Annotated in this window: 15 protein-coding genes; 8 read left to right on the plus strand and 7 right to left on the minus strand. The window is 61.4% G+C overall.

The genetic code is table 11. The annotated features are described in order from the left end of the window. Positions 1-97: 97 nt before the first annotated feature. From ACO6VD_RS25165 to ACO6VD_RS25180, 4 genes are all read right to left on the minus strand, one after another. Positions 98-856 carry a collagen-like protein gene (locus ACO6VD_RS25165; protein WP_422422633.1) on the minus strand — a complete coding sequence of 253 codons (759 nt, stop codon included), beginning with the start codon at positions 854-856 and terminating at the stop codon, positions 98-100. After that, positions 849-1,124 carry a DUF1145 domain-containing protein gene (locus ACO6VD_RS25170; protein ID WP_400171990.1) on the minus strand — a complete coding sequence of 92 codons (276 nt, stop codon included), beginning with the start codon at positions 1,122-1,124 and terminating at the stop codon, positions 849-851. Before ACO6VD_RS25170 ends, ACO6VD_RS25165 begins: the two co-directional genes overlap by 8 nt. A gap of 95 nt (positions 1,125-1,219) precedes the next feature. Continuing rightward, the gene (locus ACO6VD_RS25175; protein ID WP_422422634.1) at positions 1,220-1,930 is read right to left on the minus strand and encodes an OmpA family protein; all 711 of its coding nucleotides are present in this window, start codon (positions 1,928-1,930) and stop codon (positions 1,220-1,222) included. A gap of 90 nt (positions 1,931-2,020) precedes the next feature. After that, positions 2,021-2,710 carry an OmpA family protein gene (locus tag ACO6VD_RS25180; RefSeq protein WP_422422635.1) on the minus strand — a complete coding sequence of 230 codons (690 nt, stop codon included), beginning with the start codon at positions 2,708-2,710 and terminating at the stop codon, positions 2,021-2,023. Positions 2,711-2,870: 160 nt separating this feature from the next. Between ACO6VD_RS25180 and ACO6VD_RS25185 the strand changes: the two genes are divergently transcribed. The 7 genes from ACO6VD_RS25185 (at position 2,871) to ACO6VD_RS25215 (ending at position 10,587) form a co-directional block, all read left to right on the plus strand. Beyond that, positions 2,871-3,365: a DUF6231 family protein gene (locus tag ACO6VD_RS25185; RefSeq protein WP_422422636.1), complete on the plus strand. Its 495-nt coding sequence runs from the start codon at positions 2,871-2,873 to the stop codon at positions 3,363-3,365. A 4-nt stretch (positions 3,366-3,369) separates the two neighbouring features. Next, positions 3,370-3,846: a YchJ family protein gene (locus ACO6VD_RS25190; RefSeq protein WP_422420316.1), complete on the plus strand. Its 477-nt coding sequence runs from the start codon at positions 3,370-3,372 to the stop codon at positions 3,844-3,846. A gap of 5 nt (positions 3,847-3,851) precedes the next feature. Further along, positions 3,852-4,322 carry an LEA type 2 family protein gene (locus tag ACO6VD_RS25195; protein ID WP_422422637.1) on the plus strand — a complete coding sequence of 157 codons (471 nt, stop codon included), beginning with the start codon at positions 3,852-3,854 and terminating at the stop codon, positions 4,320-4,322. Positions 4,323-4,328: 6 nt separating this feature from the next. Then, a complete protein-coding gene (locus ACO6VD_RS25200; RefSeq protein WP_045185773.1) occupies positions 4,329-4,529 on the plus strand; it encodes an SEC-C metal-binding domain-containing protein in 201 nt (66 codons plus the stop codon). 110 nt (positions 4,530-4,639) lie between these two features. Then, complete coding sequence (locus tag ACO6VD_RS25205; protein WP_422422638.1) at positions 4,640-7,081, plus strand: penicillin acylase family protein; 2,442 nt, start codon at positions 4,640-4,642, stop codon at positions 7,079-7,081. Between the two features lie 187 nt (positions 7,082-7,268). After that, positions 7,269-9,317 carry a c-type cytochrome gene (locus ACO6VD_RS25210; RefSeq protein ID WP_422422639.1) on the plus strand — a complete coding sequence of 683 codons (2,049 nt, stop codon included), beginning with the start codon at positions 7,269-7,271 and terminating at the stop codon, positions 9,315-9,317. A gap of 154 nt (positions 9,318-9,471) precedes the next feature. After that, a complete protein-coding gene (locus ACO6VD_RS25215) occupies positions 9,472-10,587 on the plus strand; it encodes a succinylglutamate desuccinylase/aspartoacylase family protein (protein ID WP_422422640.1) in 1,116 nt (371 codons plus the stop codon). 28 nt (positions 10,588-10,615) lie between these two features. Here ACO6VD_RS25215 and ACO6VD_RS25220 read toward each other — a convergent pair whose 3' ends face one another. Both ACO6VD_RS25220 and dcd read right to left on the minus strand, forming a co-directional pair. After that, positions 10,616-10,849: a hypothetical protein gene (locus ACO6VD_RS25220; RefSeq protein WP_422422641.1), complete on the minus strand. Its 234-nt coding sequence runs from the start codon at positions 10,847-10,849 to the stop codon at positions 10,616-10,618. Positions 10,850-10,949: 100 nt separating this feature from the next. Next, on the minus strand, positions 10,950-11,516 hold the full coding sequence (gene dcd / locus ACO6VD_RS25225; protein WP_028943496.1) for a dCTP deaminase: 567 nt from the start codon (positions 11,514-11,516) through the stop codon (positions 10,950-10,952). A gap of 350 nt (positions 11,517-11,866) precedes the next feature. On the opposite strand from dcd, the gene ACO6VD_RS25230 reads away from it, so the two are divergent. Further along, positions 11,867-12,076, plus strand: a complete 210-nt coding sequence (locus ACO6VD_RS25230; protein ID WP_010221054.1) for a cold-shock protein — start codon at positions 11,867-11,869, stop codon at positions 12,074-12,076. Positions 12,077-12,197: 121 nt separating this feature from the next. On the opposite strand, the gene apbC is transcribed toward ACO6VD_RS25230, so the two are convergent. Continuing rightward, entirely contained in the window at positions 12,198-13,292 is a 1,095-nt protein-coding gene (apbC, locus tag ACO6VD_RS25235) for an iron-sulfur cluster carrier protein ApbC (protein ID WP_422422642.1), read from the minus strand. Positions 13,293-13,434 lie beyond the last annotated feature (142 nt).

Consider the following 13,434-nt stretch of genomic DNA (forward strand, 5'->3'; position numbering starts at 1 on the left):
CCCCCTTCCCTTCCCCTCCCCTCCCCCCCCCCCCTCCCCCCCCCCCCCCCCCCTCTCCCCCCCCCCCCCCCCCCCCCCCACCGACCGACAATTGCACCTACAAACGCTGCAGGATCAACTCGCCGGAATTGCCTGCCAACCCTGGCTGGCCGGGAACTCCAGGTTTCCCGGACTTGCCCGCAGCCGTGCGATAAACCAGGCAGCCTTTGCTCGCGCCTCCCGCTCCCGGCTTGCCCGCAGCACCCGCCACGCCTGGCGCGCCACCGTCGAGCTGCACCTTGATCCGTTCTGCGGGAAAGTCCGCCGGCAGTGCCAGACGCACTCGGCCACCGGCAGCACCATCATGGCCATCGCCACCGTTGTCGCCGTTGGCACCACGACTGGCCTGCCCCCAGGTGCATCCGCCGGCTTTGCCGTTGGCACCGTCGAGCCCGACATACCCCGGCGCACCGGCCCCGCCTCGGGCATCGATCGCCAGCAGCGGCGCCTGTACGGCATGTAACTGCACATCAAGATCACGCCCGGCTTTCGCCGCACGCTCATAAGTACCCGGAGCACCCCGTGCGGCGATCTGGCTACCTTCCGCCAACTGCGCGTGCGCCACCTCCACCAGCAAGGTGCTTTCTGCAGGCGCGATGGCAATGCGTGCCTCCTGCCCCAGCCGCAGTTCGTCGACCTTCAACTCGACCAGACTGGCCGGCAGCAACAGCGTCGCAGCATCAGCAACGTCCAGGCGTTGCAGGTGCACGACACTGGACTTGTTCGGTAAACGCAGCACCGAGTGCGGCGCAACGCTGATCGACTCAGCCAACACCAAGGGGCTGAACAACGCCGCCAGCAAAACCAACTTACGCATGAGCACTCTCCTGGCGTGGCGCCGGAATCGAAAGGACATGAAAGATACCGACCAGCAGGATTTGCAAGCGATCAAACCAGCGATGGCTACGCCCGCGCAGGCAGCCATTGAAGAACAGTACTTCCAGCAGGTGCAAAGCCAGCAGCGCAGCACCGGCCAGACTGATCAATCGATTGAAGGGGAATTCCTGGGGAATCAGCAGATTCACCAGTACCACCCACCAGAACACCACCGTCAACGCCTTGCCCAGTGCCAGTAAGCCCTTCATTCGCGCCCCCTGCTGTTATTGTTGGTAGGCGATGCCAATGGAATGGCATCACCTGCAACAGTAACGGTTGACACTGCTGCGCACCAGATGCCTGATCAATTGAGGTGCAGTTCTACCCGGCGGTTTTGCGCACGCCCGGCCTCACTCTCATTGTCGGCAATGGGCTCGCTCTCGCCACGGCCCTGACTGGTCACTTTCGATGGCGCCAGCCCCTGGCTGATCAGGTATTCGGCCACACTGCTGGCGCGGCGCTCGGAAAGTGCCTGGTTATAGGCATCGGTGCCTTGGCTATCGGTGTGACCGATCACCTTGACGCTGGCCACCCCGGGCGCATTGAGCTTGCTCATCAACGCCTGCAACTGGGTGTGGGCGCTGCTGGTCAGCTCGGCGGAATCAAAAGCGAACATGACCGAGCCCTGGTCATTCAAGGTAATGACTTCAGACACGACCGCCGCTTTTTCTGCCACCGGATACTGAGGTAACGGGCAGCCCGTGTGGCTGACCGGCGTGTTGGCGGGTGTGTCGGGGCAACGGTCGCGGCGATCGAATACGCCATCTTCGTCCTCGTCACCATCCTGGGCATAACAGATCAGCCCGCCGGCAATGGCCCCGGCAGCGCCGGCACCGGCTGCCCAGGCAGAACTTTCGATCGCCCCCAGTCCGCCCCCTAGCAAACCACCCAGCAGGCTGCAGACTGGCCATGTCCTTTGATTGAGTGGTGCGCTGCCATCACTGTGGGTGGCGCAACCGGAGAGCAGGCTTGCAGCCACCAGCACTGGCACTGCGGCCTTGGAGAAAACACTCATGGGTATTGCTCCTGTGTCACCGGCGTCTACCGGTCACACAGGAGTAAAGACGGGCCTGCAGCACTTCTCAAGCTGCAGGCCGCTTGTGCTTCAGCGCTGGATGCGAATTTCCACGCGGCGGTTCATGGCCCGGCCGTCTGCGGTCGCATTATCGGCTTCCGGCTGCGACTCGCCCGCCCCTTGTACCGAAACGAAGCTGGCTTGCGGCACACCGCTGCTGACCAGATAGTCGGTGACCGACTGAGCGCGTTGCTCCGAGAGTTTCTGGTTATAGGCATCCCGACCGACGCTGTCAGTGTGCCCGGTGACGCTCAACTTGGCAGTGGGTGCTTCATTTTTCAGGCGGGTCGCAATGGTATTCAGGCGTTCCTTGTCGGCTGGTGTCAGCCTGGCAGAATCGAACTCGAAGCGAACGTCGCGAATGACGATGACCTCTTCCTTGACCACGACCGCTTCTTCAACCACCGCAGGCTCAGGTGGGCAGCCATTGGCATCGACCTGTACACCACGCGGGGTGCCCGGGCACTTGTCACGGCTGTCCGGTACGCCATCGCCATCTTCGTCGCCATCGCCATGGGCCCAGCAATAACCCGCTGCCATGCCCGCACCCAGTAACGCGCCCCAACCAGCCCAGCTGGAGCTTTCTATGGCGCCTAATGCCGCGCCACCTACACCCCCGACGGCAGCACATTTCGGCCAGTCAGTTTTTTGCAAACCTGCGCAACCAGTTAAGACGCTGGTTAGCAGAACCAGAGGTAATGCTGTGCGTACTATGCTCATTTTGTTGCGTCTCCTAGGGGGAATCGGTTTAAAACCGATGCTATGGGAGTAAAGACCGCGCAAACCGACTCCGCCAGCAATAAGCCATGATGCGGCTGTCAGCCACTATGCCTGACGGCCCGAGATCGTTAGTCTTGACGCATCTGACCGAGGATTCCCGATGATTGACGGATTTTCCCAACGAACGCCACAGCAAGCCCTGGCAGCGTTGCTTGAACGCCATCCACCGCAACGTTTATTACTGGTCGGTACGCGTTTTCCGGCGCTGGACGCCTTTGCCCAGGCTCACCCACAGGTGGAGATTGCCCAGACTGAACCGGGCCCTTTACCGAAGGATCTGGCTGCTCAGCGCTTTGATCTGGCCTTGCTCGTCGATTGCCTGGAGCACCTGCCCAAGCGCGATGGCCTGCAGTTGCTGGGCGGTATCCGCAACCTCAATGCCAGCCGCGTGGCGGTACTGGCTGACCTGAATGTCTGCGGCTGGCAAGACACCGACTTCTTCTCCCTGGCCCTGCAGGCCAGCGAAAAGTTTCAGCGTGACGATCAGGTATTGAACCTGTTCACCTATGATCTACGTGAATACAAACAGGTCCCGGACTGGCTCAATGCCAAGTTCTGGGCCAATCCGCAAAATTTTGGCAAGTACTGGTGGTGAAACAATGAGTGTCTCGGTTTGTCCCTGCGGCAGCGGTAACCTGCTCGACGCCTGTTGCGGACACTATCACGCCGGGCATCCGGCCCCCGACGCGCAGACGCTGATGCGTTCGCGCTACAGCGCTTACGTGCTGGGGCTGATCGATTACCTGGTGAACACCACCCTGCCCGTGCAGCAGGCCGGCCTTGATCGCGCCGCGATTGCTGCCTGGAGCGCGCAAAGCACCTGGCTGGGTCTGGAAGTGGAAAGCGCCGAAGTATTCGGCGGCAAGCCCGAACATGCCTTTGTCACCTTCACTGCGCGCTGGCACGACAATGACGGCGAACATAGCCACCGCGAGCGCTCGGCCTTTGTGCAGAACGACGGGCACTGGTATTTCATCGACCCGACAGTCGGGCTGAAAGCCGGGCGCAACGATGCCTGCCCCTGTGCCAGCGGGCAGAAATTCAAGAAGTGTTGCGCCAGTTACCTGGGGAGCTAACGCCAATGACCCGTCTGTTGCTGTTCAGCTTTCTGATACTGCAACTGACGGGCTGCGCCAGCTGGCTGGACGGTGACTACCGCGACCCTGAGGTTAGCCTGGTCAAAGTCGAAGCGGTCAAAGTGCGCCTGCTGGAGCAAGAGTTCATCCTGCATGTGCGCGTCGACAACCCCAACGACGGACGCTTGTTCATCCGCAACCTGGCCTACACCGTACGCCTCAACGATCTGCTACTGGCCGAGGGTGAGGAAAGCCTTTGGCGCAGTGTCGGCGGACATGCCCGGCGAACCTTCAAAATCCCCGTGCGCACCAACCTCTGGCAAAAGGTCAAACCGCTGGCAAAAATGCTCAGGAACACAGACCTTCCCCTGCGCTACCGTCTCGATGGCGAGCTCAACAGCGGATTAATCTTTACCCGCGAACTGCACTTATCGCGCAGTGGTGAGATAATTCCCGGCGATCTTTTACCGGAGTAACCCGCAATGACCCAACAACCCCATGTCCATGGCCCCGACTGCAACCACGATCATGATCATCACGACCATGACCACGGCCATGTTCACGGTCCGCACTGCAACCACAGCCACCAGGAGCCGGTGCGCAACGCCCTGAAGGACGTCGGCCGCAACGATCCATGCCCGTGCGGCAGCAACAAGAAGTTCAAGAAGTGCCACGGGGCCTGATAGCCCTCTACTAACAGCCTTGAAAATAAAGGCTGTGCCCCGCTTGCATGGCGTGGTCGGGCTCACTAACGTAGCGCCTTTTAGACGCCACGCCCTGCAGGAGCCCGACCATGGCCGCGCCAGCCCTCCCCCCTTTCCTCCCCCGGTTCGGCGTAGCCGCAGCGATGTTCGGCATGCTTGCCCTGGGCGGCTGCCAGATGGGCGGCTACCGCGACAGCGTGCCACCGGTCAGCGGCGTACAACCGCTCAAGGGCCTGGCCCAGAACGTGTCGGTACGGCGCAATGCGCAAGGCATGCCGCTGATCGAAAGCAACAACTTCCACGACGCCTTGTTTGCCCTGGGTTATGTGCACGCCGGTGACCGCATCGGTCAGATGGTTGGCATGCGCTTGCTGGCTCAGGGCCGACTGGCCGAAATAGCGGGCCCCGAGGTTCTGGACGTGGACCGCCTGATGCGCGGCGCGAACCTGAAACAAACCGCCAACCAGCTCTACGCCGATGCTTCGCCACGGCTCAAGCGCTTCTTTGAAGTGTATGCGCGTGGCGTCAACGCCTACCTGTTCCGTTATCGCGACCGCTTGCCGGCGCCGTTGGCGCAAACGGGCTACCGTCCTGAGTACTGGAAACCAGAAGACTCGGCACTGATCTTCACCCTGTATAACTTCAGCCAGTCGGTCAACCTGCAAGAAGAGCTGGCGGCCTTGACCCTCGCGCAGAAAGTGGGCGCCGACAAACTGCCCTGGCTGTTGCCCAGCTACCCCGACGAACCCCTGCCCGTGGCCGAAGCCGAAAAACTCAAAGGCCTGAACCTGGGAAGTCAGTTGGCCGGCCTCGCACCGCTCAGCGCGGCCAGCGAACAATTGGCCGCACTCAATCTGCTGGGCAGCGCCGGTTCCAGCAATTGGTCGATTGCCCCGCAACGCAGCCGTAGCGGTAAAAGCCTGCTGGCCAGCGACACCCTGGGTGCCTGGGCAATGACCCCGGTGCAGATCCGCGCGCCCAAGTACCAGGCTGCTGGCGTAACCATTGCCGGCCTGCCGCTGCTGCTCTCCGGCTACAACGGCAAACTGGCCTGGAGCGCCAGCGCGGTCATGGCCGATAACCAGGACCTGTACCTGGAACGCCTCAAGCGCGAAGGCAACCGTCTGATGTACCAGGCTGATGGCAAATGGCTGCCAGCTCTGGCACGCAATGAGACGTTCTTCATCAAGGGCCAGCGCCCGCAGCGCGAAACCCTCTATGACACTCGTCATGGCACCTTGCTCGGCCAGGCGCAGAACGCCAGCCTCGGCCTGGCGTTGCAACTGCCGAAACTCAAGGGCGACCAGAGCCTGGACGCGTTTTTCAACCTGTCACGGGCGCAGAACGTCGAGCGGGCTTTCGACAATACCCGCGAGATCGGCGCCGCAGCGCTGAACTTCGTCTTCGCCGACGCCAGCAATATAGGTTGGCAGGTCAGCGGACGCTTCCCCAATCGCCGTGAAGGCCAGGGTCTGCTGCCCTCTCCTGGTTGGGAGGGGCGCTATGACTGGGATGGCTATGCCGATCCGATGCTCCACCCTTACGACCAGGACCCACCTCAGGGCTGGCTCGGCAACGCCAATCAGCGCAGCGTGCCCAAAGGCTATGGCATGCAGTTGTCCAACAGCTGGTACTACCCCGAGCGCGCCGAGCGCCTGGGGCAATTGGCGGCTAACGGCAAACATGACAGCCGTAGCCTGATCACCATGCAAAACGACCAGACCACGCTGTTCGCGGGCAAGCTCAAGCAGATGTTCGAAGCACCCGGCATGGCCCAGCCGCTCAAACAGGCAATCGATGCCTTGCCTGGCGAGCAGCGCAACAAAGCCCGTGAAGCCTACACCCGCCTGATGGCCTTCGACGGCCGACTGAGCACCACCTCGGCCGACGCAGCGCTGTATGAACTGTTCCTGCAGGAAAGTGCGAAGCTGACCTTCCTCGATGAACTGGGCCCGGAAAATTCAGCAACCTGGCAAGCCTTTGTCGCTAATGCCCGGTTGTCCTATTCGGCCCAGGCCGACCATTTGCTCGGCCGTGAAGACAGCCCCTTCTGGGATGACCAGGGCACCGCGCAGAAAGAAGACAAACCGGCAATTCTCGCCCGCAGCCTGGCCGCGGCGATCAGCGCTGGCGAAACGCAACTGGGCAACGACCGCCGGGCCTGGCAGTGGGGCAAGCTGCACCAGTTCCGTTGGCCGACACCCACCTTCCACGGCCTGGGCGACGCCGTCAGCCGTGGCCCGCAGGCCACCGGTGGCGACCACAGCACCTTGAACCTTGCCCCCTATGCCTGGGGTAAAGACTTCAACGCGCAACTGCCACCGTCCCTGCGCATGGTGGTCGACTTCGGCCAGATCGAACCGCTGCAACTGCAGAGCAGCAGCGGCCAGTCCGGCAACCCGGCCAGCCCGCATTTTGCCGACGGCCTGGATGCCTGGTTCAAGGGCCGCTACATGAGCCTGCCGCTGCAACCGCAGAACTTCGACCGCGCCTATGGCAGCAAGCGTCTGACCCTGGTGCCTGGCAAGTAACCGCAAAGTGAACCCGCAGCCGGCGCAATGCCGGCTGCGCTGATCCATATCAACTGTACCCGCCGACAATTCCTCTACAACGAAACTGGGAACAGCTTCGTTCCCAGTGCTGCCTGATGAACCATAAAAACGATTGCACACTTGCGCCCAAGGGACCACCCAGGTGCGGTGACTAAAGGAATATGCAATGGCTTCTGTACTTTCACGCCTGGCCCTGTGCGCCACGACGTTGCTCCTGATACCCGCCCTTCACGCCAGTGAGCCGGCAACGGCAGCGGCTGAACCTGCAAGCAGCCCTCTCGTTGAACAGGGTCGATACATTGCCCAGCTCGGTGATTGCATCGCCTGCCACACGGCCCCGCAAGGTGCGCTCATGGCCGGTGGGCTAGAACTGAAGACCCCCATGGGCACGATCTTCTCAAGCAACATCACCCCTGACCCGCAAACCGGCATCGGTCGCTACAGCTTCGAGCAATTCGACAAAGCCATGCGCGAAGGGGTGAGTGCCGACGGTACCCATCTGTATCCCGCCATGCCCTACCCGTCCTACGCCAAAATGAGCGAAGAGGACATGCGCGCGCTCTATGCCTACCTGATGCAAGGGGTAGCGCCTATCAGCCAGTCGAACCAGGCCGCCGACATGAGCTGGCCGTTCAACATGCGCTGGGGCCTGTCCTTCTGGAACTGGGCGTTTGTCGACAATCAGCCGTTCGCAGCCGACCCGGACCGCGACCCGCTGATCAACCGCGGCGCCTACCTGGTGCAGGGCCTGGGTCATTGTGGCGCCTGTCATACCCCGCGCGGTATCGCCTTTCAGGAAAAAGCCATGAGCGATACGGGCAGCAGCGGCAAGCACTTCCTTGCCGGGGAAACCGTAGAACACTGGCGCGCACTGAGCCTGCGTAATCTGTGGACGGTCCCGGACACTGTGCAACTGCTCAAAACCGGACAAAACCGCTTCGCCACGGTTTCCGGGAACATGGCCGATGTGATTCACCACAGCACTCAGCACTTCAGCGATGCCGACCTGACCGCCATCGCCAGCTACCTCAAATCCCTGCCGCCGGGCGACAACGACCTGCCCATGCCTGCCGTGGCACAGACCCCGGCCGCGCCACCAGCGGATCTGTTCAGCAGCCGTGGCGGCTTGGGGTATACCCAGTTCTGCAGCGACTGCCACCGCACCGATGGCGCCGGTGTACCCGGGATGTTCCCGCCACTGGCCGGCAATCCGAGCATCGCCTCCAGCGACCCGACGTCCCTGCTGCATATCACCCTGACCGGCTGGGAAACTGCGCAGACGGCGACCCATTCACGCACCTACACCATGCCCGGTTTCGCGCGTTTGTCGGATCAGGAAATCGCCGAAATCCTCAGCTTTGTGCGCAGCCGCTGGGGCAACGACAGTTCGGCGGTCAGCCCGGAGCAAGTGAAAAAACTGCGTAGCCAGCTCAACCCGCAAACCACCGACTCCACCGCCTTTGAGACCCCGCGCCTGGCCGACCTGCTCGCCGCCACCAACGCCGACCAGGTCATCCGCGGCATGCGTCTGCACCTGCAGACCAAGGCACTGTTGCCGGACAACGTTGGCAACGCCCTTAACTGCACCAGTTGCCACCTCAACGCAGGTACCGTGGCCGACGGTTCGCCCTTTGTCGGTGTGTCAGCGTTTTTCCCCGGCTACGCGCCGCGCGCCGGCAAGGTCATTACCCTGGAGGAGCGCATCAACGGCTGTTTCCGTCGTTCCATGAACGGCAAGCCGATTCCACCGCAATCGGCCGACATGCAGGCCATGGTCGCCTACTTCGAGTGGATGAAAAACAACACCCAGCCCGGCGACAAAGTAGCTGGACGCGGTGTTGGCAAAATCGATCCGGCGATCAAGCCCGACCTTGCCAATGGCCAGCAGGTGTACGTCAAGCAGTGCGCGGTATGCCATGGTGCCAACGGCGAAGGCCTGAGCCGCGAGGATGGCAGCCTGGTGTTTCCCCCGCTCTGGGGTGAGCAATCCTTCAACATCGGCGCCGGCATGGCTCGCACCTACACCGCTGCGGCGTTCGTCAAACGCAATATGCCGATCGGCTTTCACGAACGCTTTCCTCTGGGTCAGGGCGGCCTGACTGATCAGGAAGCGGTGGACGTCGCCGCCTGGTTCTCGCAACAGCCACGGCCGGACTTCCCGGACAAGGTCAAGGACTGGCCCAACGGCGGCAAACCGGTGGATGCGCGGTACTGACAGCACCGGGCAAGCCCGCTCCTATTAAGCGCCGGCAGGAGCGGGCTTGTCCCGCGATCAGCGCCAAAGGCCTGCGTGATAGGCAAGTTTATGCTTATATCATCATGCCGCCGGCGCCGGCTGGCTCTTCCAGTACCGACTCACTAGGACTGATATGCATCACTCGACCCACGACATTCTGGCACCGGTTCCAGGCATTGCCCGCCAGATCCATAGTTTTCACTTCGGCCCCCGTGGCACCGGCAAGATCTACATCCAGGCGTCGCTGCACGCCGACGAACTGCCTGGCATGCTGGTGGCCTGGCACCTAAAGCAACGCCTGGGTGAACTCGAAGCCCGGGGCGCGTTACGCCGTGAAATTGTGCTGGTCCCCATCGCCAATCCTGTTGGGTTGGAGCAGGTGCTGATGGATGTGCCCCTGGGCCGTTTTGAACTGCAAAGTGGTGAGAACTTCAACCGCAACTTCGTCGATCTGAGCGACTCGATTGGCGATCAGATCGAAGCACACCTGAGCCAGGACCCGGCGCATAACGTCGCCCTGATTCGCGAATGCCTGCGCCGCGCCCTGGACGCTCACCCCGCACACACACCCCTGCAGTCACAACGACTGACCTTGCAGCGGCTGGCTTGCGATGCCGAGATGGTGCTGGATCTGCACTGCGACTTCGATGCCGTCGCTCACCTGTACACTACGCCCGAAGCCTGGCCGCGTGTCGAGCCGCTGTCACGCTACCTGGGCGCCCAGGCCAGCCTGTTGGCGACTGACTCTGGCGGGCAGTCCTTCGATGAGTGTTTCACCCTGGTGTGGTGGCAACTGCACCAGCGCTTCGCCAAGCAATTCCCGATTCCCCAGGGCTGCTTCTCGGTCACGGTCGAGCTTCGCGGTCAAGGCGATGTCAGCCACCCCCTGGCAGAAAAGGATTGCGCAGCGATCCTGGCCTATCTGACCCAGTACGGGGCAATCGAAGGGGAAGCAACAGCCTTGCCAGCACTTGCTTACCCGGCAACTCCGCTCGCGGGCGTAGAGCCAGTGGCCGCGCCCTTGGGGGGGCTGCTGGTTTTCCATGCCAAACCTGGGCAATACCTTGAAGCGGGTGAGTTGATCGCCGAGGTCATCGATCCGCTCAACGACCGGGTCACGCCAGTACGCAACAACCAGCCCGGGCTGATGTACGCCCGGTCACTGCGACGCATGGCCACCGCGGGCATGGTCATTGCCCATGTCGCTGGCAGCCAGGCCTACCGCAGCGGCTACCTATTATCGCCTTGAGGCAATCACTGACAACCTGAAGCGAGATTCAGGCCACGGGTGCAGGAGGGGGTTCGTCCGGCAAGGTCGGCTCCCCTGGCTCCATCGGTGGCGTGTCGCCCGGTTGCGGCGTATCGGGGGTATCGGGATCAGGCTGGCCGGGCACGCCGCCAGCCTGGGCGATGTGCGGATGCGGGTGGGCCAGCAGCGTCCAGGCCAGCATCCCGACGTGGTTGGGCTGCAACACGGCCAGTTTGGCGCTGATGGTCGGGTCGAGTTTCATGGCGCGGCTCCTTGACGACGTCCGCCAGGCGCGTTGCCTGGCAGAACAGTTCAATGCATTGGAGTCCGCAATGGCCGAGGAATTCCCGCGCTTTGTCGGATCAGGTGCGTGGCAGGGTGACGCCGCGCTGGCCCTGATACTTGCCGCCACGGTCCTTGTACGACACTTCGCATTCTTCATCGGACTCAAGGAAGAGCATCTGCGCCACGCCTTCGTTGGCGTAGATTTTCGCCGGCAAGGTGGTGGTGTTGGAGAACTCCAGGGTCACGTGGCCTTCCCACTCGGGTTCCAGCGGAGTCACGTTGACGATGATCCCGCAACGCGCATAGGTGCTTTTGCCCAGGCAGATGGTCAGGACGTTACGCGGAATGCGGAAGTACTCAACGGTGCGGGCCAGGGCGAAGGAGTTTGGCGGGATGATGCAGACGTCGCTTTTGACGTCGACAAAGCTGCCGGCATCAAAATTTTTCGGATCGACGGTCGCCGAATTGATGTTGGTGAACACCTTGAACTCATCCGCGCAACGTACGTCGTAGCCGTAGCTGGAGACGCCGAAGGAGATCAGCCGGTTGTCGCTCTCACCGCGCACCTGGCGCTCGACGAACGGCTCGATCATGCCGTGTTCCTGCGCCATGCGGCGAATCCACTTGTCCGATTTGATGCTCATGGCGGGTGTCCTGAAGTAACGAGGTGAAAAAATTCTGTTGCGCATCTTACCGGGCCCGGCGCCCGGTTCAAAGTTTCATCCACCGCCAAGCGTCGAATCCCCGTGCGCCGGGGCCTTCAGGGAGGCATGCAGCACCGTCAGTCATGATTTGCGCGAAAGCTGAACAAGACCATTGGCACGTTCTGGAAAAAGGGTTAAGGTGACGCCACTGTGCTGCACGTGTCACTGAGAATATCTACCTGATGCAAGATTTCGATCAACCCATCTTCATGAATTTTCTGCCTCTTTGCACTCAGTCTCGGCCAGGGCGTTTCCTGAGTCGTAGTTAACTTTGTCCAAGGAGACAGACCATGTCCAATCGCCAAACCGGTACCGTTAAGTGGTTCAACGATGAAAAAGGCTTCGGCTTCATCACCCCACAATCCGGTGACGACCTGTTCGTACACTTCAAAGCCATCAAGGCTGACGGCTTCAAGAGCCTGAAAGAAGGCCAAGCGGTCTCTTTCATCGCTACCCGCGGTCAGAAAGGCATGCAGGCTGAAGAAGTAGAAGTTATCTAACTTCCGCTTTACAGCTTGAAAAAAGCCCCGCCCTTAACAGGCGGGGCTTTTTTTGCCCTGCGAAAGCATCGCGGATGAATCCGCTCCTACAGGAGCGGATTCATCCGCGATTGAACCCCAATCAGTCTTCGCTGATGGTGATATTCGGCATCGCAGGCGCCACGGCCTCCTGCAACACGATCCGTGCGCCCACCTGACGGGCCAGCTCCTGGTAGACCATGGCAATCTGGCTCTCCGGCTCGGCGATAGCCGTCGGCTTGCCACTGTCGGCTTGCTCGCGAATCAGCATCGACAACGGCAGCGAGGCCAGCAGTTCCACACCATATTGACTGGCCAGCTTCTCACCGCCGCCTTCACCAAACAGATGCTCGGCATGGCCACAATTGGAGCAGATATGCACGGCCATGTTCTCGACCACACCCAATACCGGAATGTTGACCTTGCGGAACATTTCCACGCCTTTCTTGGCGTCGATCAGGGCCAGGTCCTGCGGCGTGGTCACGATCACCGAACCGGCCACCGGAACCTTCTGCGCCAGGGTCAACTGGATATCGCCAGTGCCTGGCGGCATGTCGATCACCAGGTAGTCGAGGTCGTCCCAGGCGGTCTGGGTTACCAGCTGCAGCAACGCCCCGGAAACCATTGGCCCGCGCCAGACCATCGGCGTGTTGTCATCGGTCAGGAACGCCATGGACATCACTTCGACACCATGGGCCTTGAGCGGCACGAACCACTTTTGCTCACGAATCTGCGGGCGGGTGCGCTCAGGGATGCCAAACATCATGCCCTGGCTCGGACCGTAGATATCAGCATCGAGAATCCCCACGCGCGCACCTTCACGGGCCAGAGCCAGGGCCAGGTTAGCGGCGGTCGTAGACTTGCCCACGCCGCCCTTGCCCGAGGCAACGGCAATGATGTTCTTGACGTTGGCCAGGCCCGGGATTTGCGCCTGGCCTTTGTGTGCGGCGATCACGCAGGTAATGTCGACCTGTGCCGAGACGACCCCGTCGATGCCTTCAATGGCGGTTTTCAGGACTTGCGCCCAGCCATTCTTGAACAGGCCGGCAGCGTAACCCAGTTGCAGCTGGACATTGACCCGCTCGCCCTGGATATCGATGGTCTGTACACAGCCGGCGCTGACCGGATCCTGGTTCAGGTAAGGGTCGGTGTACTGGCGAAGAACGGCTTCGACGGCTGCGCGAGTGACGGCACTCATGGAGACTCCCATTAAAAAGACTGAGTAAAACAGACCACTATGCTAACCCGCGAAACATCCACAGACGTCCATGGGGTGAAATAAATTTCCCGGCGTTTTATAGTGGCCGATCACCGTTTCATCTCAAGTAGCCGAAAAAAGT

It is taken from the genome of Pseudomonas sp. GZD-222, assembly GCF_049310525.1.
Taxonomy (GTDB): domain Bacteria; phylum Pseudomonadota; class Gammaproteobacteria; order Pseudomonadales; family Pseudomonadaceae; genus Aquipseudomonas.

Excerpts from the sequence above, each read along its gene's own strand:
- ACO6VD_RS25195 (WP_422422637.1), top strand. The coding sequence starts at position 3,852 with ATGACCCGTCTGTTGCTGTTCAGCTTTCTGATACTGCAACTGACGGGC.
- ACO6VD_RS25165 (WP_422422633.1), bottom strand. The coding sequence starts at position 856 with ATGCGTAAGTTGGTTTTGCTGGCGGCGTTGTTCAGCCCCTTGGTGTTG.
- dcd (WP_028943496.1), bottom strand. The coding sequence starts at position 11,516 with ATGAGCATCAAATCGGACAAGTGGATTCGCCGCATGGCGCAGGAACAC.
- ACO6VD_RS25220 (WP_422422641.1), bottom strand. The coding sequence starts at position 10,849 with ATGAAACTCGACCCGACCATCAGCGCCAAACTGGCCGTGTTGCAGCCC.
- ACO6VD_RS25215 (WP_422422640.1), top strand. The coding sequence starts at position 9,472 with ATGCATCACTCGACCCACGACATTCTGGCACCGGTTCCAGGCATTGCC.
- ACO6VD_RS25205 (WP_422422638.1), top strand. The coding sequence starts at position 4,640 with ATGGCCGCGCCAGCCCTCCCCCCTTTCCTCCCCCGGTTCGGCGTAGCC.
- ACO6VD_RS25210 (WP_422422639.1), top strand. The coding sequence starts at position 7,269 with ATGGCTTCTGTACTTTCACGCCTGGCCCTGTGCGCCACGACGTTGCTC.
- ACO6VD_RS25200 (WP_045185773.1), top strand. The coding sequence starts at position 4,329 with ATGACCCAACAACCCCATGTCCATGGCCCCGACTGCAACCACGATCAT.
- ACO6VD_RS25170 (WP_400171990.1), bottom strand. The coding sequence starts at position 1,124 with ATGAAGGGCTTACTGGCACTGGGCAAGGCGTTGACGGTGGTGTTCTGG.
- ACO6VD_RS25180 (WP_422422635.1), bottom strand. The coding sequence starts at position 2,710 with ATGAGCATAGTACGCACAGCATTACCTCTGGTTCTGCTAACCAGCGTC.
- ACO6VD_RS25230 (WP_010221054.1), top strand. The coding sequence starts at position 11,867 with ATGTCCAATCGCCAAACCGGTACCGTTAAGTGGTTCAACGATGAAAAA.
- ACO6VD_RS25190 (WP_422420316.1), top strand. The coding sequence starts at position 3,370 with ATGAGTGTCTCGGTTTGTCCCTGCGGCAGCGGTAACCTGCTCGACGCC.
- ACO6VD_RS25185 (WP_422422636.1), top strand. The coding sequence starts at position 2,871 with ATGATTGACGGATTTTCCCAACGAACGCCACAGCAAGCCCTGGCAGCG.
- apbC (WP_422422642.1), bottom strand. The coding sequence starts at position 13,292 with ATGAGTGCCGTCACTCGCGCAGCCGTCGAAGCCGTTCTTCGCCAGTAC.
- ACO6VD_RS25175 (WP_422422634.1), bottom strand. The coding sequence starts at position 1,930 with ATGAGTGTTTTCTCCAAGGCCGCAGTGCCAGTGCTGGTGGCTGCAAGC.